Origin of the sequence: Paraburkholderia acidiphila, assembly GCF_009789655.1 — a bacterium.
Classification (GTDB): domain Bacteria; phylum Pseudomonadota; class Gammaproteobacteria; order Burkholderiales; family Burkholderiaceae; genus Paraburkholderia; species Paraburkholderia acidiphila.
Map to the genome: position 1 here is coordinate 600,261 of NZ_CP046909.1, position 23,478 is coordinate 623,738.

Annotated in this window: 16 protein-coding genes; 7 read left to right on the forward strand and 9 right to left on the reverse strand. The window is 64.6% G+C overall.

The window, feature by feature from the left end:
• Positions 1-134 precede the first annotated feature (134 nt).
• Positions 135-935 (reverse strand): crotonase/enoyl-CoA hydratase family protein, encoded by an 801-nt coding sequence (locus FAZ97_RS02735; protein ID WP_158757073.1) that lies wholly within the window; start codon positions 933-935, stop codon positions 135-137.
• 117 nt (positions 936-1,052) lie between these two features.
• Between FAZ97_RS02735 and FAZ97_RS02740 the strand changes: the two genes are divergently transcribed.
• Positions 1,053-1,580, forward strand: coding sequence for a plasmid fertility inhibition factor family protein (locus FAZ97_RS02740; RefSeq protein WP_158757074.1), 528 nt, complete (start codon positions 1,053-1,055; stop codon positions 1,578-1,580).
• An 82-nt stretch (positions 1,581-1,662) separates the two neighbouring features.
• Here FAZ97_RS02740 and FAZ97_RS02745 read toward each other — a convergent pair whose 3' ends face one another.
• A complete protein-coding gene (locus tag FAZ97_RS02745) occupies positions 1,663-2,643 on the reverse strand; it encodes a LysR family transcriptional regulator (RefSeq protein ID WP_158757075.1) in 981 nt (326 codons plus the stop codon).
• A 570-nt stretch (positions 2,644-3,213) separates the two neighbouring features.
• Here FAZ97_RS02745 and aspT (FAZ97_RS02750) point away from each other — a divergent pair.
• The 3 genes from aspT (FAZ97_RS02750) (at position 3,214) to FAZ97_RS02760 (ending at position 8,420) form a co-directional block, all read left to right on the forward strand.
• A complete protein-coding gene (gene aspT / locus FAZ97_RS02750; protein WP_158757076.1) occupies positions 3,214-4,896 on the forward strand; it encodes an aspartate-alanine antiporter in 1,683 nt (560 codons plus the stop codon).
• A 102-nt stretch (positions 4,897-4,998) separates the two neighbouring features.
• Positions 4,999-6,684 carry an aspartate-alanine antiporter gene (gene aspT, locus FAZ97_RS02755; protein WP_158757077.1) on the forward strand — a complete coding sequence of 562 codons (1,686 nt, stop codon included), beginning with the start codon at positions 4,999-5,001 and terminating at the stop codon, positions 6,682-6,684.
• Positions 6,685-6,758: 74 nt separating this feature from the next.
• The gene (locus tag FAZ97_RS02760) at positions 6,759-8,420 is read left to right on the forward strand and encodes a bifunctional aspartate transaminase/aspartate 4-decarboxylase (protein WP_158757078.1); all 1,662 of its coding nucleotides are present in this window, start codon (positions 6,759-6,761) and stop codon (positions 8,418-8,420) included.
• Between the two features lie 83 nt (positions 8,421-8,503).
• Here FAZ97_RS02760 and FAZ97_RS02765 read toward each other — a convergent pair whose 3' ends face one another.
• The gene (locus FAZ97_RS02765; RefSeq protein WP_158757079.1) at positions 8,504-9,757 is read right to left on the reverse strand and encodes an MFS transporter; all 1,254 of its coding nucleotides are present in this window, start codon (positions 9,755-9,757) and stop codon (positions 8,504-8,506) included.
• Positions 9,758-10,232: 475 nt separating this feature from the next.
• Between FAZ97_RS02765 and xdhA the strand changes: the two genes are divergently transcribed.
• Genes xdhA through xdhC form a run of 3 tightly spaced genes read left to right on the forward strand, consistent with a single transcriptional unit; the run spans position 10,233 to position 14,759 of the window.
• Positions 10,233-11,765 carry a xanthine dehydrogenase small subunit gene (gene xdhA, locus FAZ97_RS02770; RefSeq protein ID WP_158757080.1) on the forward strand — a complete coding sequence of 511 codons (1,533 nt, stop codon included), beginning with the start codon at positions 10,233-10,235 and terminating at the stop codon, positions 11,763-11,765.
• 40 nt (positions 11,766-11,805) lie between these two features.
• Positions 11,806-14,172: a xanthine dehydrogenase molybdopterin binding subunit gene (gene xdhB / locus FAZ97_RS02775; RefSeq protein WP_158757081.1), complete on the forward strand. Its 2,367-nt coding sequence runs from the start codon at positions 11,806-11,808 to the stop codon at positions 14,170-14,172.
• A complete protein-coding gene (gene xdhC, locus FAZ97_RS02780) occupies positions 14,169-14,759 on the forward strand; it encodes a xanthine dehydrogenase accessory protein XdhC (RefSeq protein WP_158757082.1) in 591 nt (196 codons plus the stop codon). The genes xdhB and xdhC overlap by 4 nt, the downstream gene beginning before the upstream one ends.
• A 159-nt stretch (positions 14,760-14,918) precedes the next feature.
• Here xdhC and FAZ97_RS02785 read toward each other — a convergent pair whose 3' ends face one another.
• The 6 genes from FAZ97_RS02785 to FAZ97_RS02810 all read right to left on the reverse strand — a co-directional run bounded on the left by FAZ97_RS02785 (position 14,919) and on the right by FAZ97_RS02810 (position 23,104).
• Positions 14,919-16,385, reverse strand: a complete 1,467-nt coding sequence (locus FAZ97_RS02785) for an MdtP family multidrug efflux transporter outer membrane subunit (protein ID WP_158757083.1) — start codon at positions 16,383-16,385, stop codon at positions 14,919-14,921.
• 1 nt (position 16,386) lies between these two features.
• Positions 16,387-18,519, reverse strand: coding sequence for an FUSC family protein (locus FAZ97_RS02790; protein WP_158757084.1), 2,133 nt, complete (start codon positions 18,517-18,519; stop codon positions 16,387-16,389).
• A 15-nt stretch (positions 18,520-18,534) separates the two neighbouring features.
• Positions 18,535-19,581 carry a multidrug transporter subunit MdtN gene (gene mdtN / locus FAZ97_RS02795; protein WP_158757085.1) on the reverse strand — a complete coding sequence of 349 codons (1,047 nt, stop codon included), beginning with the start codon at positions 19,579-19,581 and terminating at the stop codon, positions 18,535-18,537.
• 17 nt (positions 19,582-19,598) lie between these two features.
• On the reverse strand, positions 19,599-19,898 hold the full coding sequence (locus FAZ97_RS02800) for a YtcA family lipoprotein (RefSeq protein WP_158757086.1): 300 nt from the start codon (positions 19,896-19,898) through the stop codon (positions 19,599-19,601).
• Positions 19,899-20,074: 176 nt separating this feature from the next.
• Entirely contained in the window at positions 20,075-21,631 is a 1,557-nt protein-coding gene (locus tag FAZ97_RS02805) for a DUF1254 domain-containing protein (RefSeq protein WP_233271620.1), read from the reverse strand.
• 45 nt (positions 21,632-21,676) lie between these two features.
• Positions 21,677-23,104: a DUF1254 domain-containing protein gene (locus FAZ97_RS02810; RefSeq protein WP_158757087.1), complete on the reverse strand. Its 1,428-nt coding sequence runs from the start codon at positions 23,102-23,104 to the stop codon at positions 21,677-21,679.
• Positions 23,105-23,478 lie beyond the last annotated feature (374 nt).

Below are 23,478 nucleotides of genomic sequence, written 5' to 3' on the forward strand. Positions count from 1 at the left end.
GGGGGCAGCGGCGCGGATCAATTTCAATGTAGCGGGTCGCGCGTGCGCCTTCAAGCGTCAAGCGCTGCGCGTGCCGGCCACTGACGCTCGAATCGTCTGCCGCGCGGCACGCGTGCGTGTTTTCGATCAACGGTCTACGGATCGAGCGGTTCGCCATGACGGCCCGCGCCGGCCGCGAAGCGCGCGGCGTGTGCGAGCCCTTCGTCGAGTACCGCGCGATAGCCGAGCGCACCTTCGCGGCGCAACGCCTCGCCAATATCGGGCAGCATGCTGTGTTCGAACGCGGAGCGGCGGTCCGCGAGCAACGCGGCTTGCGGAAACGCCGCCAGCCGCGCGGCGAGTTGTTCGGCGGCCTCGCGCGCGCCGCCTTTTGCAACCACGCGATTGGCGAGTCCGAACGCGAGCGCTTCCTGCGCATCGACGGCGCGCCCCGTGAGGATCAGATCGAGTGCGCGCGAAAGGCCGATCAGGCGCGGCAGACGCACCGTGCCGCCGTCGATGAGCGGCACGCCCACGCGGCGGCAGAACACGCCGAGCACGGCGTCTTCTTCGACCACGCGCAGATCGCACAGCAGCGCGAGTTCAAGCCCGCCGGCAACGGCGTATCCTGAAACCGCGGCGATCATGGGCTTGCTGAGCAGCATGCGCGTGGGGCCGAGCGGGCCGCCGCCGCTGCCGTCCGCGTGGATTTCATTGCGGCGTTCGGGGTCGGCGAGTGCGGTGAGGTCCGCGCCCGCGCAGAACGTGCCGCCCGCGCCGTACAGCACGCCCACGAGCCAGGCGGGATTTTCCTCGAAGCGCGTAAACGCGGCGGCGAGTGCATTCGCTACGGGTCTGTCGATGGCGTTGCGCTGCGCAGGACGATCGAGCACGAGAATTGCTACCCGCTCTTGCGCTTCGATGCGCACGTGTTCGCCGAAGGTTTCGATGGTCATGCGCCGCTCCTCGATGCGCCCCGCATTCGTCATAAAAATTTCATGGTCCATCCGTAGCTTAGGCCGGTTTTAATTGCCCGAACCACGTTCTCCCCCGCACGCATGCAATCGACGTCCATGTCCAGCATCACCTCCGTTCCGGATTCTTCGTATCCTGCTTGTGGACCCTTCTGGACCGTCCCGTTGTCCAACCACGACGCGTACGACCACGTGCGCTTCAAGCGCGTCTTCACGACCGACGGCACGCGCCATATCGTCGTGATCGTCGACCTGCACAAGCTGCTTCTCTGCGCCGATCGCGACGACACCGACTACGTGCTCAAGCCCGTCGACGACTGGCACAGCGGCAAGGTGCGCGGCATTCGCGAATTTCTCGATCCCGACAACGAGCGCGTGCCGCAGATGCCCTACGTAACGATCAGCAAACGCCGCGTGGCAGGGCTGGCGGGTTGGTTCGGACTCGCGCACGAGGGCGTGGTGGCGTTTCGCAACGGCCAGCATCGCGCGCGCTATCTCGCGTGGGCGGGGGCGTCGTGGCTACCGGTGGAAGTGCACGAGCGCGAAGCGGCATTGCTGCGCGACCTGTGCGGCGCGGGCGACCTCGGCCTGCTGGTTCCGGTCGACGGCAACTCGCCCGCGCCCTGAGGTGCCGCTGTTCGCGAGCGCAATGATCTCGATGCATGTTCCCAAACAACGGGCGCGCCCATGACGCGCGCCCGATGCGCGATCACGCGACGCTCAGCGGCCGGGTACGCGCGCCAGGCGCACTTGCAGACAATGACGTTGCACTCGGCGCGGGCGACAGGCTGTGGGCGTGTTCGAAATGCTCGACCGTATAGTCGACGAAGCGGCGCGTCTTCGCGGGCAGATACTGGCGGCTCGGATAGACGATGGACATGCGTGCGTCAGGGTCGTCGATCTCGTAGTCGGGCAAGAGCCGCCGCAATGTGCCCGCGGAAAAGTCGTCGGCAACGAGTGGCGCGGGCACGATCGCCACGCCCATGCCGGCCAGCGCCGCGAGCCGCACCATCAGCATGTTGTTGACCGCATAGCCCGGCTGTAGCGTGACCTGCTGGGCCCGCTCGCCGGGCTTCGCGAACTGCCATGTCGCGCTGCGCTCCTCGGGAGGCAGTGCGACCGCCGCGCACTGCGCGAGCTGCTCCGGCGTGTGTGGCTCGCCGTGCTCGGCGAGCCACGCCGGAGCCGCGCAGGGCACGAACGTCGTGGTGCCGAGCGCGCGCTCCACGCACTCGCTGCTGCGCGCGGGCGTGGCGCCGACGATGCCCACGTCGAAGCCGTCTTCCATGAGATCCACGGGCCGTTCGGCGAGCGTGAGGCGCACGTTCACACGCGGATACAGACGCCGGTAACCGTCGATGAGCGGTGTGAGCGTGGCGAGCGAGAGCGCGCCTGCGGCCACCACGCGCAGCGTGCCGCTCGGCTCGCTTTCCGTATGCGCCAGCGAGCGCTCCAGATGATCGAGTTCTTCGAGCACGCAACGACAGCCCTCGAGATAACGCAGACCCGCCTCGGTAAGCGCGAGGTTGCGCGTGGTGCGGTTGATGAGCCGTGTGTTCAGGTGCGCCTCGAGCATCGCAACGGAGCGCGTGACGAGCGCATTGGAGACGTCGAGCTGCTGCGCGGCGCGACGAAAGCTCTCGGTTTCCGCAACCCTGACAAAGACGCGCATGGCGTGTATCTGGTTCATGTGTAGCCTCGTATGCTCAATGCATGGACCGGTAGAGGGGCACTGCGACTGCTGACGAAGTTGGCGACGAAGCGGTGTGCTGCGTTGTTCTGGACGATATGCCTTGAATGGACGAAGGCCGCAATCTAACAAAAATAATATTGACAGTCGCTGAGAATTACAATATCTATCTCAACACGCGGCAGCATTTCGCACTTGTAAAAGATTCGGTACTCAGCAGGCATGTATTGAATGACGAATACGTTGTGCGTTTTTGTCACTGTCGAATATTTGTGCATTGCGGATAACGTGTTTGCGCAATCCATGCGGCGGCAGCTATCCAACAAGTCTGTCAGATTCAGGGTAGATTCACCTTTGCATGCGGCAAATTGTGATTCATTGCGGCGCGCGAATTCATCGTAATTCACGAGCCGGTAATAAGCGCGCATTGATTCTTTTGCTGTGTGAAAGAATTGTTGCGCATGGGGAAAATAACGACCTGCATTGGTATTGCATGTTATTTAATGTGCATTGCCGCTCAATTTCGAGCATGCTTTCGGGCTAACTAAAACGTAAATCGGCAGACCAGACATGATCGTCGAATTGCTGAAGTCGCAACCCGAGATTGCCCTGTTCGTGAGCCTTGCGCTCGGTTATCTGATTGGTTCTATCCGCTTTGGGCCGATCTCCCTCGGGGGCGTATGCGGCACGCTGATCGTCGCGCTCGTGCTTGGGCAAACCGGCGCACGCATCGCGCCGGACCTGAAGAACATCGCCTTTGCACTCTTCATCTTCGCGCTCGGCTTCACGGGCGGTCCGCAGTTCTTCGCGAACGTCGGGCGGGGCTGGCGCTACGGTCTCCTATCGATCGTCGAAATTGTCTCGGTCATGGCGCTGATCATGATCGCCGTCGTGTTGATGAAGCTCGATGCGGGCACCGCGGCGGGCCTCCTCGCGGGAGCGGCGACCGAATCTGCCGTGATCGGCACGGCTTCGGAAGCGATCACGAGGCTCGGGCTGAGCGACGCCCAGACGAGCACGCTGCAGGCGCATATCGTGACCGCGTACAGCGTGAGCTACCTCTTTGGCCTTATCACCATCGTGCTCTTCACGAGCCAGATCGCGCCGCTCATCCTGCGCATCAACCTGCGTGAAGAGGCCGCGCGCCTGTATCGCAAGCTCGGCGGCGACGGCGCGCTCGACGAAGGGCAGCGGCTCGCGCTGCCGCCGCTGGTCGGGCGCGCGTTCAAGGTGGGGGCCGCGGCCGGCACGGAAGTCGCCGCGTTCGAGGCGCGCTTCGGCAACAACATTACGGTCGAGCACGTGCTGCGCGACGGGGCCCAGCTTGACGCCACCGCGCAGACCGTGCTGCAGGCGGGCGACGTGGTGCTCATCGCCGGTCGCCGCGAAGCGGTGATCGAAGCGGCAGGCAGTCTGGGCGAAGAGTTGCCGGGCGAGGGCCTCTTCAAGCTGCTCGCGAAACGCGTGGACGTGATGATCACGCAGCGCGATGTCAACGGCCTCACGCTCGCGCAAATGCGCGAGCGCGCAGCGCCGGAAGCGGGCCGCGGCATCTACGTGGGCGCGATCACGCGGCTCGACACCACGGTGCCGGCGTTGCCTGGCACAGTCGTGCATCGCGGCGACGTGCTCACGCTGATCGGCACGCCCAACGACGTGGCACGCGGCGCGAAGCGTCTTGGCTACGTCATCCAGCAGACCCAGAAAACCGATTTCGTCTATCTTGGCCTTGGCATCCTGGTCGGCATGATGATCGGGCGTCTCGGCCTGAACATGGGCGGCGTCACGCTCGTGCTCGGCACGGGCGGCGGTTGCCTGCTCTCGGGTCTCTTCTTCGGCTGGCTGCGCTCGCACTTTCCCGTGGTGGGCTCGCTGCCCTCGGCGGCCGCCCAGGTGCTCAAGGACTTCGGCCTTGCCACCTTTATCGCGGCCGTGGGGCTTTCCGCAGGCCCCGACGCCATCAAGCTCGTGCGCGAGTACGGTCTCGCGCTGCCGCTCGCCGGCATTCTGATGGTGCTGATTCCCGGGCTGCTCTCACTCTGGATCGGGCGCATGTTCCTCAAGCTCGAAGCGCCGATGCTGCTCGGCGCGATTGCAGGCCAGCAGTGCAGCACGCCGGCGATCAGTGCGCTCGTCGGCGTAGCCGGTAACTCGACTCCCGTGATCGGCTACACGATCACTTATGCGCTGTCGAACATTCTCCTGCCGCTCATGGGCCCCGTGGTGGTGGGCCTTGCGGCGAAGTTCGGTTGACGAGTTTGGCTGGCGTTTTCTGCTGGACCTGGCCGGCGTTGACGCCATCTTCCTGGCCATCTCCAGTTGCAACAGACAGTTCTTTCCCAAAGCGAGGACACGATGGAATGGCTACATGACATCTTTCACAAATCCCCGGAAATCGCGCTATTTCTGTCCCTGGCGGTTGGCTACTGGATTGGCCAGATCAACTTCGGCAAGTTCCAGTTAGGCGGCGTGGGCGGGTCGCTGATCGCCGCGGTCGTGATCAGCCAGGTCGGCGTGACGGTCGACAACGGCGTGAAGGCGGTGATGTTCGCCGTGTTCATCTACGCGGTGGGCTACGACTCCGGGCCGGGCTTCTTCAACTCGCTCAACCGCAAGACGCTGCGCGAGATCGCCATGTCCGTATTCATGGCGCTGGCGGGGCTCGTCACGGTGCTCGTCTGCGCGAAGCTCTTTCACCTCAACAAGGGTCTCGCCGCCGGCCTCGCCGCGGGCGGCATGACGCAGTCGGCCATCATCGGCACGGCCGGCGACGCCATTGCACGTCTGGGCCTGCCTGCCGACCAGGTGAAGGCCATGCAAGCCGACGTCGCCGTCGGCTATGCCGTGACCTACGTGTTCGGGTCGCTGGGCGCGATCATCGTCTGCGTGAACATCCTGCCGAAGTTCATGGGCCGCAGCCTGAAGGACGCCTCCATCGACGCCGAGCGCGAGATGTCCGGTGGCGCCGCCGTGGCTGGGCCGGGCCAGATCACGGCGCTGCCCGAGCTGTTCGGACGCGTATTTCGCGTCGAGGCGGGTGCGGGCAAGACCGTCAAGCAGATCGAGCTGGCCGAGCACGATTTCGTCGCGATCGAGAAGATCCGCCGCGCGGGCAAGGTGCTCGACGCCACCCCCGACGCCGTGCTGAGCCGCGACGACCTCGTGCTCGTCGTCGGCCGCCGCGAGCAGATGGTCGAAGTGGGGGCGCTGATCGGGCCGGAAGTGCCGGATTCGGGCGGCATGAGCCTCGTGATGCAGACGCGTCAGATCGTGTTCACGGCGAAGGGCATGAATCACACGACGATCGCCGAAGTGCGCAAGAACGTGGACCGCGATCTGCGCCACGGCGTGTACATCGAGAAGATCGAGCGCGTGGGCCAGCCCGTGCCGCTCTTGCCGGAAACGAAGCTGGAGCACGGCGATGTCGTGACCGTGTACGGCACCGCCACGGATACCAAGCGCGCGGTGCAGGCGGCCGGCTACGAGCTCGCCTACAGCAACAAGACCGACTTCATCTACATGGGCGTGGGCCTCGTGCTCGGCTTGCTGATCGGCCTCGTCGTCGTGAACGTGGCGGGCATCCCGCTCACGCTCGGCTCGGGCGGCGGCTGTCTGCTCGCGGGTCTGCTGTTTGGCTGGATGCGCGGCAAGCACCCCATGTACGGCGTGATGCCGCCCGCGGCCTCGCAACTGCTCAAGGACTTCGGTCTCGCGGCGTTCGTTGCGGTGGTGGGTCTGAACTCGGGCTTGCAGGCCGTCGTGACGATCAAGCAGAGCGGTGTCACGATCTTCCTGCTGGGCGTGGTCGTGACGCTCGTGCCGCTCTTCCTCACCATGCTGTTTGGCCGCTACGTGCTCAAGTACAACAACGCGGCGATTCTCGCGGGTGCGCTGTCCGGCGCCCGCAGTGCGAATCCCGCCTTCGGCGGCATTCTCGACAAGGCGGAAAGCGCGGTGCCCACCGTGCCGTTCGCCATCACCTACGCGATCGCGAACGTGCTGCTCACGCTGCTCGGGCCGCTCGTGGTCGGTCTTGCATGACATGAACCCAAGGCGTGCTGCGCACGGAAGCAAAACGCGCGCGGCACCCGCAACGTCTTCCAATGGAGAACACCATGGCAACGAAAGCGAAGAGTAACGGCGCGAAGGAAAAGTCGGCCCTCGAGGCACTGAGCCCGTTCGAGCTGAAGGACGAACTGATCAAGGCGGCCGGCGGCGGCGCGGCCGAGCGCCCGGCCAACCTCTCGATGCTCAACGCCGGCCGCGGCAACCCCAACTTCCTCGCCACCATTCCACGCCACGGTTTCTGGCAACTCGGCCTCTTCGCGATGCGCGAGTCGGAGCGCTCGTTCTCGTACATGCCGGAAGGCGTGGGCGGCTTCCCGCAGCGCGCGGGCATCGTCGAGCGCTTCGACCAGTTCCTGCGCGAGAACAAGGGCCAGCCCGGCATCAATTTCATCGGCGGGGCGGTCTCGTACGTGCGCGATCAATTGGGTCTCTCGGCGGGCGACTTCCTCTACGAGATGTGCGAAGGCATTCTGGCCTGCAATTACCCGGTGCCGGACCGCATGCTCAAGCTGTCGGAAATTATCGTCGGCCAGTATCTGCGCCGCGAGATGATCGGCAAGCATCCGTTCGTCGGCGAGTTCGACGTGTTCGCTGTGGAAGGCGGCACGGCGGCCATGACGTACATCTTCAACACGATGCGCGAGAACTTCCTGATCAAGAAGGGCGATACGATCGCGCTCGGCATGCCGATCTTTACGCCCTACATCGAGATCCCCGAGCTCAACGACTACGAGCTCAACGTGGTGCATATGAACGCCACGGTGGAGAACAACTGGCAGTACTCGAAGAAGGAACTCGACAAGCTGCGCGACCCGAAGGTGAAGGCGTTCTTCCTCGTGAACCCGAGCAACCCGCCTTCGGTGAAGCTCGACGACGAAAGCCTCGAATACATTGCCGAGATCGTCAAGGAGCGCCCGGACCTCATCTTCCTCACCGACGACGTGTACGGCACCTTCGCCGACAACTTCGTCTCGCTCTTCGCGCTCGCGCCGAAGAACACCATTCTCGTGTACTCCTATTCAAAGTACTTTGGAGCGACGGGCTGGCGTCTGGGCGCCATCGCAACGCACCGCGACAACGTCCTCGATCATCTGCTCGCGAAGCTGCCGAAGGAAGAGAAGAAGATCCTGCACAAGCGCTACGAGTCGATCACGACGGACCCGGACAACCTCAAGTTCATCGACCGTCTGGTGGCGGACAGCCGCACCGTCGCGCTCAATCACACGGCCGGCCTCTCCACGCCGCAACAGGTGCAGATGGTGCTGTTCTCGCTGTTCTCGCTGATGGACACGCCCGACGCGTACAAGAACGCGCTCAAGCGCCTGATTCGCAGCCGCAAGCGCGCGCTGTTCGAGGCAATGGGCACGACCTACGACGAAGACGATCCGAACCAGGTCGACTACTACACGATCCTCGATATGGAGTACCTCGGCGAGAAGCGCTTCGGACGGGAATTCGTCGACTGGCTGCTCAAGCAGGTGAAGCCCAACGAGCTGCTGTTCCAGCTGGCGGCCGAGGCGCGCGTCGTGTTACTGCCGGGCAAGGGATTTGGCACGGCGCATCCGTCGGGCCGCGTGTCGCTCGCGAACCTCAACGAGTCGGACTACCGCAAGATTGGCCGTGCGGTGGCCAAGCTCACCGAGGAGTATGTGCAGCGCTATAACGAGGCGACCGGCAAGAAGCTCGATACGGCTGCGGTGAAGAAGTAAGGGCAGGCGGCGCGCAGCCGCTTGCAGTTTGAATCGTCTGAAGTCCGGGCCGCATCCGGTGCAGTTTGCCGGGTGCGGTTTTTTTATTCGGGTTGTTGTCCGGCGCTCGCGCTGGCGCCGCTTGCGTTTTGCGCCCCCTGCGCGGCATGCGAACGCACGCTTTTGCGATGAAGCGAAACCGAAAGCGCTACGGCGGAAGCTGCCGCGATGGCGGCGAACAGAAACACCGACCCATACCCGAACAGATTCGCCACATAGCCCGCGAGCGGGCCGGTAATGCCCAGCGAGAGGTCGAGGAACACCGAGTACGCCGAAAGGGCGGCACCGCGGCTTGCAGGCGGCACGAGTCCGACCGCCTCGACGCCGAGCGCGGGGAACACGAGCGCGAAGCCGAAGCCGGTGAGCGCCGCGCCCGCGAGCGCGACTTGCGGCGTGGGCGCGAGCCACAGCAGCAAGAGGCCCGCGCATTCGCACGAGAACGAGACGATGGCCACGCGAAAGCCGCCGAAGCGTTTGATCGTGTTTGCAAACAACAGGCGCGCGCCGATGAACATCAGACCGAACACCGTGAGCGTGAAGGCGGCATTGGGCCAGTGGCGCGCGGCGTAGAACAGCGTGATGAAGGTCGCGATGGAGCCAAAGCCCGCCGAGCCGAGCGCGAGGCCGATACCGTGCGGCAGCACGCGCGTGAACACGCTGCGGTACGACATGCGCTCGCCGTGCACGATCGGCACCGGCGCGATCGGGCGCGCGAGCCAGAAACCGAGCGCGGCCATCGCGATGACCGAAACGCCGAGCATCCAGTAGCCGATCGCGTGGGCCATCACCACGCCGAGCGGCGCACCGATCGCGAGCGCGCCGTACGTGGCGATGCCGTTCCACGAGATCACCTTCGCGTTGTGCGCGGTGCCCACGCGGCCGATGCCCCAGAGGATCGCGCCGGTACCGCACAGGCTTTCGCCGCAGCCGAGCAGCAGGCGGCTCACCACCAGCAGCGCGAGCGAGAGACCGGGCCAGTGATCGACGAGCGTGCCGAGCAGCAGCAGCACGCCGCTCGCGCCGCAGATCGTCAGGCCGATCGTCACGGTTTTCTTGGGGCCGAGCGTGTCCGCCGAGCGGCCGGCGAGCGCGCGCGAGCAGAGCGTGGCGATGTACTGCACGCTGATCGCCGCGCCCGCCACCACGGTGCTGAAACCGAGGTCGTTGTGCACGTAGCCCGGCAGCACCGCGAGCGGAATGCCGATCGTCAGGTAGCAGAGGAAGGTGAAAAAGACGACCGGAATGATCTGCAGGGTCGTCGATGCGGCGTTGCGCCTGGGCGCCAAATCAGCAGACATGGGGAAAACGCGGATGGAAAACGGCGGGAAAGGCGTGATTGTCCCATGGAACCGGTTTTTATGCAGAAATTGAAAAGCTGTTCCGGCCGGCGGAACACGGATTTTCCGCGCTGATAACGGCGTTTTGCGTTCGATAGTCCCGCGGCGAAGATCCAGCGATATTGCCCGACGTTGCCCGCATTTCGCGCAAACGCGTTGCCTTGGTCCGACCGTTCGTGCGCAGATTTCGGTATTTGAACCGGTAAATGCTCAGTCGAATATGTCTTGTATTCACAAATTAACCGTGAAATCGCGCAATCGAGACACATCAACATAAGCACAGCCGCAGCGCAGCACGCCGATTTATCGATTCAACGATATATCCCCCATGCTCCTCTAGCTATGGGTTGCCAATATTGGCGGTGATAGTTTTCGAACCGTCCACTCGAGCGGCATACGCCTTTTGCGAGCCGCAGCCAACGACGAGCCAGAAACCATGAGCCAGCCGATCCGCTTTTACCACCGCAACGCGATTCGCGAAGTCAGCGACGCGGGTGTCACCCGCACCGTTCTCCAGTACCTGCGCGAAGACGCGCGCTGCACCGGCACCAAGGAAGGCTGCGCCGAAGGCGATTGCGGCGCCTGCACGGTCGTGGTGGGCGAGCGCAACGAGGCGGGCGGCGTGAGCTTCAAGGCCGTCAACGCCTGCATCCAGTTCCTGCCGACGCTCGACGGCAAGGCGCTCTTCACCGTCGAAGACCTGCGCCAGCCCGACGGCTCGCTGCATCCCGTGCAGCAGGCGATGGTCGATTGCCACGGCTCGCAGTGCGGCTTCTGCACGCCCGGCTTCGTGATGTCGATGTGGGCGCTCTACGAGAAACATGGCCACGAGCACGCTGGCCAGGGCGCGTGCGCGGCCAAGGGCGCCTGCAGCGTGCCTTCGCGCGACGAGATCGCCAACGCGCTCACGGGCAACCTGTGCCGCTGCACGGGCTACCGGCCGATCCTCGACGCCGCCGAGCAGATGTTCCAGGCCGGCGCGCCGAAGCAGCCTGTCGACATGAAGGCGCTCGCGCAAACGCTCGCGACGCTCGAGCGCAAGGACACCTTCCACTACGAGAGCCGCGGCCAGCACTACGACGCGCCGCGCACCGTCGAGGCGCTCGCCGCCATCAAGGCCGAGCGTCCCAACACGCGCATTCTCGCGGGCAGCACCGACATCGGCCTGTGGGTCACGAAGCAGATGCGCGAACTCGGCGACATCGTCTACGTGGGGCAGGTCGACGCGATGCGCCGCGTCGACGTGAGCGACGCGTGGATCGAGATCGGCGCGGGCGTGAGCGTCGAGCGCGGGTATGCGGAACTCGCGAAGCATTACCCGGAACTCGAAGAGATGTGGCAGCGCTTTGCCTCGCTGCCCATCCGCAACGCGGGCACGATAGGCGGCAACGTCGCGAACGGCTCGCCCATCGGCGACTCGATGCCGGGCCTCATCGCGCTCGGTGCGCGCGTGGTGCTGCGCGGCGGCGACGTCGAGCGCGAAATGCCGCTCGAAGACCTCTACCTCGCCTACCAGAAGAAGGACATGGCCGAGCACGAGTTCGTGCTCGCACTCAAGGTGCCCACGCGCACGGGCGAGCGCGCGAATCTGCGCTTTCGCACCTACAAGGTCTCGAAGCGCTTCGATTCGGACATCTCGGCCGTGTGCGCCGCCTTCGCGTATATCGCCGATGGCGACGTGATTCGCGAGCCGCGCATCGCGTTTGGCGGCATGGCCGCGACACCGAAGCGCGCGGCCCACGCGGAAGGCGTGCTCGCCGACGCGCAATGGCATGAGGCCACGGCCCAGGCCGCGATGATCGCGCTTGGCAAGGACTACGCGCCGCTTTCCGACATGCGCGCGACGAGCGACTACCGCCTCGAAGCCGCGAAGAACACGCTGTACCGCTTCTGGCTCGAAACGCGTCCGCATAACCCGCTTGCGCCGCAAGCGCTCAATGTGCGCAACGTCGCCGCAGAAACGGCTTGAGACATTCAGGAATCGGAAGAGACATACGGAGAACGAAACAATGAACCAGCAAGCCGAACCGTTCCTGGACGAACTCAAGGCACGCGAGCCCTTCGCGCAAGTGCACGTCTCGCGGCCGCATGAATCCGCGCATCTGCATGTGAGCGGCCGCGCCACGTATACCGACGACATTCCGGTCGTGGCCGGCACGCTGCACGCCGCGCTCGGCCTCTCGCAGAAGCCGCACGCGCGCATCGTTGCGATGAACCTCGACAAAGTGCGGGCGACGCCGGGCGTCGTGGCCGTGCTCACGGCCGAGGACATTCCCGGCGTGAACGACTGCGGCCCGATCATCCACGACGATCCGGTGCTCGCCGACGGGGTTGTGCAGTACGTGGGCCAGCCCATGTTCATCGTCGTGGCAACGTCCCACGATACGGCGCGCCTGGCCGCACGCCGCGCCGAGGTGCAGTACGAAGAACTGCCCGCCGTGCTCACGGCGCAGCAGGCTCGCGCCGCGCAGCAGTCGGTGCTGCCGCCGATGAAGCTTGCGCGCGGCGAGGCATCCACGCGGGCCGCGCGCGCCGCGCACCGCCACGACGGCGAGATGCTGCTGGGCGGCCAGGAGCAGTTCTACCTCGAAGGCCAGATCGCCTACGCGGTGCCGAAGGACGACGACGGCATGCACGTGTGGTGCTCCACGCAGCACCCGAGCGAGATGCAGCACCTCGTCGCGCATGTGCTGGGCGTGGCCTCGCACAACGTGCTCGTGGAATGCCGCCGCATGGGCGGCGGCTTCGGCGGCAAGGAATCGCAGTCGGGCCTCTTTGCATGCTGCGCGGCGCTCGCCGCCTGGAAGCTGCTGTGCCCTGTGAAGCTGCGCCCGGATCGCGACGACGACATGATGGTCACGGGCAAGCGCCACGATTTCCACTACACCTATGAAGTGGGATACGACGATCAGGGCACGATTGAAGGCGTCTCGGTCGACATGACCTCGCGCTGCGGCTTTTCCGCGGACCTTTCCGGCCCGGTGATGACGCGCGCGGTCTGCCACTTCGACAACGCCTACTGGCTGCCCGACGTGTCGATCGCCGGTTTCTGCGGCAAGACCAACACGCAGTCGAACACGGCGTTTCGCGGCTTCGGCGGTCCGCAGGGTGCATTCGCGATCGAGTACATCATGGACGACGTGGCGCGCTCGCTCGGCCTCGACTCGCTCGACGTGCGCCGCCGCAATCTCTACGGCAAGACGCAGAACAACGAGACGCCGTACGGCCAGATCGTGGAGGACAACGTCATTCACGAGCTGATCGACGAACTCGTGGAAACGAGCGGCTATCGCGCACGGCGCGCCGCGATTCGCGAATTCAACGCGAACAACACCGTGCTCAAGAAGGGCATTGCGCTCACGCCGGTCAAGTTCGGCATTGCGTTCAACGTCACGCACTTCAACCAGGCGGGTGCGCTCGTCCACATCTACACCGACGGCTCGGTGCTCGTGAACCACGGCGGCACCGAAATGGGCCAGGGCCTGAACACGAAGGTCGCGCAGGTCGTGGCGCACGAGCTGGGCATCGAGTTCGGCCGTGTGCGCGTGACCGCGACGGATACGAGCAAGGTAGCGAACACGTCCGCCACCGCAGCATCGACTGGCACCGACCTGAACGGCAAGGCGGCACAGGACGCCGCGCGCCAGCTGCGCGAGCGCCTCGCCGCGCTGGCCGCGACGACGTACGGCAAGGGCGAGGTCAACGCCGCCGACGTGCGCTTTGCCAACGAGTCCGTGATCGTGGGCGAGACGATCGTGCCGTTCGAGACGCTGGTTTCCAAGGCCTATCTCGCTCGTGTCCAGCTCTGGTCCGATGGTTTCTACACCACGCCCAAGCTGTACTGGGACCAGGCCACGCTGCGCGGACGGCCGTTCTACTACTACTCGTATGGCGCGGCGGTATCGGAAGTCGTGATCGACACGCTCACGGGCGAAATGCGCGTGCTGCGCGCCGATGCGCTGCACGACGTGGGCGCGTCGCTGAACCCGGCGCTCGACGTGGGGCAGGTGGAAGGCGGCTTCATCCAGGGCATGGGCTGGCTCACCACGGAAGAACTGTGGTGGAAGCCGGACGGCAAGCTCATGACGCACGCGCCGTCCACCTACAAGATCCCGACCGTGAACGACACGCCCCCCGAATTCAACGTGCGGCTCTTCAAGAACCGCAACGCGGAGGACAGCATCCACCGCTCGAAGGCCGTCGGCGAGCCGCCGCTGTTGCTGCCGTTCTCGGTGTTCTTCGCGATTCGCGACGCCGTGGCGAGCGTGGCCGACTACCGCTTCAATCCGCCGATGAATGCGCCCGCCACCGCCGAAGAAATCCTCAAGGGCGTGCGCGCGGTGCGAGCAATGTCGCGCGAGGGGGCCGCAAAATGAATCGCCATCCTGAACATTGCGTGCGCGTCGACGAAACCGGGCGCGTGATCATCGGCCGTCGCAGCACGCCGGTACCGCATTACGGGCCGATGCATATCGTGCTGTTCGGCGCGGGCCACGTGGGGCACGCGCTCATCACGCTGCTCGGCATGCTGCCGTGCGTGGTGCAATGGGTGGACGAGCGCGACGAACTGTTCCCCGACGAAGTGCCCGCCAACGTACAGATCGAAGCGACGGATACGCCGGCTGCCATCGTCGACGAAGCGCCGGCGGGCGCGTACTTCCTCGTGATGACGCACAATCACGCGCTCGACTTCGAGCTTTCCGAGCGCATCATGCGCCGGCGCGATTTCGCGTGGTTCGGCCTGATCGGCTCGAAAACGAAGCGCGTGAAGTTCGAGCGGCGGCTCATGGAGCGTGGCGTGGAAGAGGCGCGCATGGACGAGATGACCTGCCCGATCGGCGTGACGGGGATCGTCGACAAGGCGCCTTCGTCGATTGCGGTGGCGGTCGCCGCGCAGCTCATGCAGATGAGGGTGGCGCAGCGCCCGGCTGCGGTGAGAACGGTCGCGCTCGAGCGCGTCTGATTCGACGCATCGTGTCATCCATTGAAAGGCCACGAGCAAGAGATCAATGCTTCGCTCCCAGGCTTTATCCGGTTTAGCTTAGCGGGACAAGCTCACGGCCCAGCACAAGGCGAGGGGGACAACGGCGATTGACCGTCCCGGGCGCAGCGATGCGGCGCCTCACGGCTCGGCCGTATTTATCGCCTGGTACCCGCCCCCCAGCGCCTTGGTCAGGACGAGGTCCTGATTCAACCGCTCGCCGTCGATCAACAGCAACGCAGTCTGCTCGGCCAGCACCGGCAGCCGCGCCTCCTCTGCGCTCACGTGGCTGCCGAGCCCCTGCTGATACGCGGCGTTTGCGGCCTCTTGCGCGAGGCGCGCGGCCTCCACCTTGTCGCTTTGCAGCCGCCGTTCTTCGTTGAGCGTTTGCAGGCGGCTGCCGCTAATGGCGACGTCGCGCACGGCGTCCACCACCGCCTGGTTGTACTGCTCGATCAGAATGTCGCTGCCGGCGCGTGCAGTACGCAGGTTGGCGTTCAGGCGACCGCCATCGAAGATCGGCAGGTAGAGGCCTGGAATCAGGTTGATCTGCTGGCTGGCGGCGCGAAACAGCTGGTTGAGATGGACGGAGTCGAGACCGAAGAAGGCCTTGATGTCGAGGCTCGGATAGAACGCCGCCTTGGCGGCGTCGATTTCGCTGAACGACGACTGGACATACCAGCGCATCGCCTGCAGGTCCGGGCGACGGGCCAGCAGCTGAAAGGACAGCTCGGCGGGCAATCCGGCCCCAGCCTGCGGCAACGTCACGGGCTGGATCTCCGGCAGGTCGTCGGCGCCGGCTCCGACCAGCGCGCGCAGCGTCTCTCGCGTCTGGATGATCTGCCCCTGCGCCGCGGCGATCTGTCGGTCGAGGCCCAGTAGTTGCCCGCGCGCGGCTTGCAAAGGGATCCTCGCCTCCAGTCCGGTCCCGGCTTTACCCGCGTGCGCCTCGACGGCGAACACGAGGATCTGGCGCGTCTGCCGCAGCAGGTCGAGCAGGCGATAGCTGGCCTGCATGCTGAAGTAGAGCCGGGCCACGTCCGTGGAAATCGCCAGCTCCACCGCGGCTTCTTCGGCGACGCGTGCGTTGCGCGCGCCGATGGCCGCCTCGACCAGCGAACGCTGGCGGCCCCAGAGGTCGATGTCGAGCCCTGCGAAAAGGCCGATGGTGCCTTCCGTGTACCACGGCCCGGTGATACCGAGTTTCGGCAGATTCAGCGCATATGGACCGAGAAAGCCGTTCGAGGAAGCGCGCTGGCGGTTGAGAAAGCCGAGCGCCGATATCTGCAGGTTACTGCCGGCCCGGAGCAACTCGACCTGCGACCCGGACTGCGCTACGCGGACCTGGGCGGCGGCGATGGTCGGCGACTCTTTGAGCGCGCGTGCGATCAGTGCGTCGAGTTGCGGATCGCCGTAGCGCGTCCACCATTGCGCATCGGGCCAACCCTCGCGGGCCAGGTGAATGTCGCTCGCAAGCTGGATATGCTCCGGCGGAATGTGGGCATGGGGTGGCGAGTCGCTGCGCATCAGGGCGCAGCCCGAGGCCAGGCTTAGCAGGCTCAACAGGCCCAACAGGCAGGCAGCGGTGAAGAGGTGTTTCTTGTTCATGTCAGGGCGCTTCTCGGGTGGCCGGCGATGCGGCGGCAAGGTCGATCGCGGCAGCGGGTGTCGAATCGTTGCCGGCGTCCCAGCCGGGCAGTTCGGCCGCGTGGAGCGCGAGGCGCCGCAAGTCCGCCGGCATCGGCGCGCGGGCGGCGCCGCTCGTTTGCTGCGCAAGCGCGCGCAGTTGCTCCAGCTCCCGTAATGGGGGGGCGCCGCGCTTGCCGACGCGCTCTGCGTAAAGCTCCAGTAGTGCGGCGGTTTCGTCGCGCAATTTTTCGGCGTCTTCACGCGCGGGCGAGGCTGCCGGATTCGCCATGTCGGCTGCGGCCAGTGCGTGGCTATGGACGTGGTCCTGTGCCACGAGCACATCGCGGCTCACGCCAAGCATCCGCTCGGCCTGCGCGGCCAGTTGCGCAAGGGCGCCGTGCTTGAACTGCGGCTCGTAGCGCACGCGTTCGAGCGCCAGGTTGCACTCGTTGAGCACGGACCAGCATTGCATGTGCTGCTTCGCGTAGGCCATTTGCAGCGCCGGGTCATCCTTGCCCACGGGCGCGCGCACCAGCGCGGCCAGTGCGCGCACGAGCGCCGCGAGCTTTGCGCGGGTCGCGCTGCCCTCGCTCTCCGGCCAGATGAACGCGTAGACGAGCCAGCAGATGCCGACGCCAAGCATGATGCCGACCATCCGGTCGCGGATCTCGGTCAGGTCGGTGCTCGGGCCGAAGTGCTCGAGCAGCGCCAGCGCGAAGGTGGCGGCGCCCTGGGTGCCGATGTAGGCGAAGCGCTCGGAACCCGCGGTCAGCCACGCGCCGGCCGCGATGACCGGCACCATCGTCAACAGCAGGCCGACGATGGTATCGATGTATGGCATCACGAAGACGAACACCAGCAGCGCGCTCAGGCTGCCCAGCAAGGCGCCGTAGAAACGCAGCGTCATCTGCCGCACGGAGGTGCCGAGCCCCGGCAGCGCGACCATGCCGCTCGTGATGAGGATGGTATGAATGCCGGGCCATTGCAGGACGTTGAAGACGAAGTAGCCCGAGAGCCCGCAGATCAGCACCTTCAGCGCGAAACGGACGTAGGCGGGATTGGTGAAGGCATCGGGCGCCAGCAGCGGCTCCTTGACCGCAGGCTGCTCGGGCGCGGCGGCGCTGTCGAACTGATCGACGGCTTGCAGCGTGCGATAGATATCCTCGGCCTGCGCAAGGGCCGGCAGGGCCGCGCGTTCCTCCTCGTCCGGCACCCAGGCCAGGTGGAAGGCCGTATGAGCGGCAATCGCCGCATCGAGCGCGAGCAGTTGTCCGTGCAGCCGCCCGAGCGCGCGCCGCAACGCGGGCGACGCCCCGGGCAGCGCTTTCGGCAACGCATTGCAAACGTGTTGCACGTGCGACACGGCGGCGATGCAGCACTGCCGGTATTGCTGGCCGGCATAGTCCTTCGCGTCGGCCATGTTGGCGAAGGTAGCGAAGTTTTGCAGCGTGGCGCATTGCCGTTGCAGCGTCTCGGGGGACGAGGGCGGCGCAAGCGCCTCGGCCGCCGCCAACTGGCCGAGGCGCTCAGCGGCGCGGGTCAGTTGCCGATGCGCCTCAGCTTGCAACTGGCGCAGCGGATTGGCCGACGCGAACAGCGAATTCACCAGCAGCGCGAGAATGCTGCCATAGGTAATGGCCACCACGGACCACAATACTTGCCGGACCAGGTATTCGGCCTGGCCGGTCAGGTCTGCGAACGACTGCGCGTACAGAATGATCATCGCCGGCCCGAGCAGGACCGCGCCGGCTTTCGACACCCGTACGCAAAACATGAAGCTGAAGAACAGCAGACCCGAGACGACGATGCGCAACACCGGATAGTCGTAGGTAAAGTTCAGCAGCCAGATGTACAGGGGCACGGCAATGATGTCGGCAAGGGTCAGCGCGATGAAGATCACGCGCGTCATGACGACGTTGGCCTGCACCGTGAAGAAGATCGCGACCAGCGACATCACCATGTACGGAATCTGGAACGTCTCCCCGATCAAAATGGCGATGGCCGAAGCCAGTGTCAGACGCAACGCGAATTGCCCGCGCCCCGGAAACGGCGCCAGTTCGGCGGCCAGCCAGCGCAACGAGTTCTTCAGGCGTTCCGCAAGCGGAGCGTTCATGAGTTGCGTCCTGTCTCAGTGCGCCGGCCTGGCCGTGCCGGGCTCGAGTTTGACGACTGCCGAGGCGCCGAGGCGGAACAGCTCCGGATTCGGCTGGTCGACGCGAATCTTGACAGGAAAGCGTTGCGCGACGCGCACCCAGTTGAGGCTGCGCTGCACGCGCGGCAGTCCTTCGAGAACGAGGCCGCCGTCGTCGGGCAACACGCCATAGCCTATCGAGTCGACGCGGCCATGGAACACCTGGCCCGTGTCCGACATCAGATAGACCTTTGCCGGTGTACCCGCGCGGATATTCTTCAGTTCCGTCTCGCGGAAGTTGGCGACGACATACCAGTTACGCGTATCGATCAGCGTGAATATCGGCTTGAGCGGCGACGCAAACTGCCCGGTCGTGGTTTTCAGCGACACGACGCGCCCATCGAAAGGCGCACGCACGGTGGCCATTTCCTTGCGGTATTGAGCAAGCGCGATTTCCGCGAGCACCACGTCGCGCTGCGCGACGAGCGCGTCGGCGCCGGTCACGGAGGCGGACGCCTGCCGCGCCTGCAGATGAGCGGCCTCCAGCTCCGCTGCGGCGGCGCGCTGCGCGGTACGCGCCCGATCGACATCCTCGGCTGAGACATAGCCCTTCGCCAGCAACGGCTCCGTGCGCCTGAGCGTCTGAATGGATTGCGCGGCGGCGGCCCGGGCACGCTCCACGGCGGCGTGCGCGGAATCGGCACCGTACTGCTGTGCCTTGACGGTGCGATCCATCAGCGCGATCTGCTTGTCAAGCGCCGCCAGCGCGGCATTGGCGCGAGCCACCTCGTCATCGAAGGGACGCGGGTCGACCTCGAACAGCACGTCGCCCCGCCTGACCGCCTGGTTGTCGCGCACCGCCATGTTCGCGATGCGCCCATTGACTTCGGATACCACATCGATTGAATCGGCGTAGGCGTAAGCGTCGTCGGTGCCCGGCGAGGCGTCTATCCGCCAGAGCACGTAGACGAGGGCGAAGACCGCTGCCAGCAACAGCGCTGCCGGTGCGATCCTGCTCGAAATTACATTCGGCCTGCTAGCCATTAACTCACTCCGTCAATTCAAGAATTAAAGATCAGCAGCCAGATCAGCAGAGAAAAGAGCAGCAGCAATGCGGAATACGCGAGAACTGGCGGCCCCAGAAGGCGTTCGCGCTGCAACCGTCCCAGCACGGCATGCACGATCAGCGTCATCAGCAGCGCGCCCACCAGACAGAACATCCAGTCCGGGAAGTAGGCGCCCAGCACGCTGATCGAAGGCGGCGCCGAACAACCGGCCAGCGCCGCCGGCAACAGGCACAACAGCATTCGCACGGCGAAGGTGTGCGGCCTCGAATGGAACTGGACGGTCGGACTGGACATGAATCGATTGCTGTATTTCTGGACGCGCAGATGAAAAAATTAGTTATCTTAAATTTCAACAGGCGTCGCGAGTTATGGGAAAGCGCCCGCGCGCCGGCTGCCTTGTAGCGGCGCGCGGCACGCGGAGCCGCCGTAGCGGCTACCCTGCTCTGTTTCGTCCGGTATTGGCTGTTCTGTCAGTGAGCAGCCAGGTTGACGCCCGGCGGCGTCCATTGCCCTTCGACAATGGCGTGCTTCGGCCCGTAGGCACGCAGATAGAGCGAGAAGTCTGCGTTGGCGGGCGCCGGCAGCCAGTTGGCGCGCGCTTTCGCGTCCTTCGGCGCATCGGCCTGGATATAGATCGTGAGCGAACCGTCGGCGTTGTATTGCAGATCGCGGTTCTTCGTGCCAATTGAATAGCGCTTGATCTCATTGGGCACGAAGAAGTGCTCCGCGCTATAAAGCGTGAGCGACCAGAATCCATCCACCGGTGGCGTCTGCCCCTTGAGGAACGTCACGGTATAGCGGTGTGCGCCATTGAGCCGTGCGCCGTCCGCACTCAGATCCTGGTAGAAGTATTTGGTTTCCCGATTCGCGTTGACGAGGATGTTGGACTTCGCCACGGCAGTACGCGTGAAGTAATCCGTGCCAAACACGGCGCCGTTCGAGATGGTGCTCCAGTGGTAAGGCAGCGAATTGCCCCAGTGACGGAACTGAAGCAGGGGATCGACCAGTTCCTTCTGGGCCCGCGTGGCTTCGTCGGTCATGATCTTCTTCAAGGCCGGATCGTGCTTCGCCGCCTCGAGCACCGCCCGTATCTGTGCATAGAGCCCCGCCTCGCCGGGCATCGCGGGGGCATCGGCCATGACGGGCGGCAGTTGGTCGAAGAACTTATCCGGGAACACCCAGGCGGTCTCTCCCGTGCCACCGGAGCTGGCCGGCTTGGGGAAGACCGGAAGCGTCGCCCAGTCACGGCGCTTCATCTTGCCGTCGAATTCGCTCAGCGGATAAATGTTGATTCCCTGGATGACCGCCTTGACGGCTTGCTTGTCTGCGGCCGTATCGTCCTGGAACACGCGCGGCACGACCATGCCCGTACTGGTTGTCGACCGGTAGACCCCGTTGATGCCCGCGGGCACCTTGCCGTTCCAGTTCGGGCCGACCAGCAGGTAGAACCCTGGCTTGGTGCCGTACATCATTCCCAGACTCGCGAAGCTGTCCGTGCGCGCGTCGACGATCTGATAGACCCAGAAGCGCTTCCCGAAATCGGGCACCTGAACGACGACGGGGCTGATATCGAGCGCCACGACACTGCCGCCATAGACGACGTCCTGATTGGGGCACGCGACGTCGCGCTCCTGTGGTTCCACGTAGTCGTGCAGCATCGCAAGCCGGTTGAGCGGCGCGAACGGCAGGATCCCGCCGATCAGGCCGGGAGCCGGCGCCTGCTCGAAGGCAAGGCGCCGGTTGTAGATGTTGACGAGAGGCCAGCCCCAGAAGTAGGCCTGGCGGGCCACCATGCGGGCGTAAGCTTCGGTGATCCTGGCGTTGCTGTCGGGCGCCGGCGGCAGCGCGGCGAGGCGTCCGGGCGTCCCGCTTGCCGCGTTGAGCGCAACCGGCGCGCCCGCAGAGGTGGTTACGGAAGCAAGGGAAACCGCCGACGCGGTCAGCAGGCCGGCGACCAGGGTGGCGATGTGAGATTTTTTCATGGCAATGTCATCGTTCAATCGACGGGGCGGCGTCCATTCGCGCACGACGGCATCGGCCTTGCGCGTTGCGTCCCACCCTGCCGGAATTTGCTACCAGGTCGCCTGGTTGGTCTTCCGAAGTTGCGGAGCGCGCCACTGACCATCGACCATCGCCTTGTCCGGCCAGTAAGTACGCAGCACCATCGCGAACGCGCCCTCCGGCGCGGGCAGCCAGTTGGATTCCTTATCCTTGCCCGGGCTGTCGTGCTGGACGTACAGCGTAATGCCGCCGTCCGTATCCTTCTTCAGGTCGGGCAGCATGGGCGAGTTGATGAGGTAGCGCTGCAAGGGATTGGCAACCAGCAACTGCGAAGGCAGCGCGTACATGGTCAGCGACCAGAACGCATGAGCAGGCGGCAGCTTACCCTTGCCGAAGTGCAGCACGTAGTGGTTCGATCCATTCAGTTCGGCGTCCGCCTGGTCCTTGTTGTACGGCAGATAAATTGCCTCGTTGGCCGAGTTGCCATAGATGCCGTCGACATCGCCCAACATGCGGTAGACATAGTTGTTCCTCAGGAACTCACGCGTGCCGAACACCTGGCCGCTCGAAAGCTTCCCGGTAACGAATGCTTCCTGGGCCTTCTTGTAGGCCTCCCACGCGTCGGCGATGCCGTCCTGGTAGGCCTGTTTCATCTCGGGCGACAGTGCAGCGAAGTCGATCTTCTTGCCGGCACCCACGTTGATCCGGGCAAAGCGCTCCATCAGCTGCTTTTCGCCGGCATTGGGCGGACAGAATTGCAGCACGTAGTTGAGCAGATTGAACGCTTCGAGCGAGCCGTGCTCGTCCTGCACGCTCAAAGGCCTGGCGAAGTCGATTGCCGGTGCGGCGGCCCGCGCCGGATGGCCGAGGAACGCCGAAAGCGTCTGCACCTTGTAGCCGGCCTGAATCTTCCTGACGTTGTCGATGTCCTGCGGATTGAAGAGCTGGGTACGGAAGAAAACGAACGCGAAGTCGGTTTCGCTGCGGAAGACCTTCTTGATGCCGGGCGGCGTGGCGCCGTGCCAGTTCGGACCGGCAAGCAGGAAGTTGGCCGCTTGATTGCCCGTGGTGCGCGTTCCGGCATAGGCAAAGTTGAAGGTGTACATGTCGATGAACTGCAGCGCGTAATAACGGTTCTTCTCGACTTCCGGCACCGAAATGACGATGGGCTCGGTACGCAGATCCGCGCCTAGCTGCGAATAGGGCGTGTCGGAATTGGGCGTCTGCATGGCCTTGTCGTCCGGCGTGTAGACCTGCGCGCTGCCGTGAATCGTGTTCCACGGGCCCTTGTACTCCGGACTCTGCGTGTCGATGAACCAGGAATACTGGACCCGGTAATTGTCGATGACCGGAAAACCGTAGATATACGCGTCTCGCGCGATGGCTCGAGCCTCATTGGGCGAGACCGCGAGCGGCACAGCCGCTGCGCGCAAGGAAAACCCTGCCAGGCATAACGACGCCAGAAACAGCGACGCAATCGAAGCAAGTCTCTTTTCCATATTGAACATCCTTGTGAAAGTCACTGAAGTGGCTTCGATCAGGAAATGTCATCGGGGCGACCGTGGCCGTTGCTGCGAAAGACGTCTACCTGTCGAATGCCCTCCGCTATCGATAGCGGTTCAATTATCTTTGCCATAACAATTGATTGTGTCGCGCACTCTACAGTGAACACTCGGACCGAACGTCGCGAACATTTAGCATCTGGACATGACGCAAATCCATAAATGAAATCGGAATCCTCCTATGGTGTGGCTACTAGATTCAATCTCAGTTATCCATCAATGAATGCCGATGAAAATTGCACCTGCGGCATGTGCCCTGACACCTCGATGGGCAACGGGATGGAGGCGAAAGCGGAAGAGGAACGGTCGCA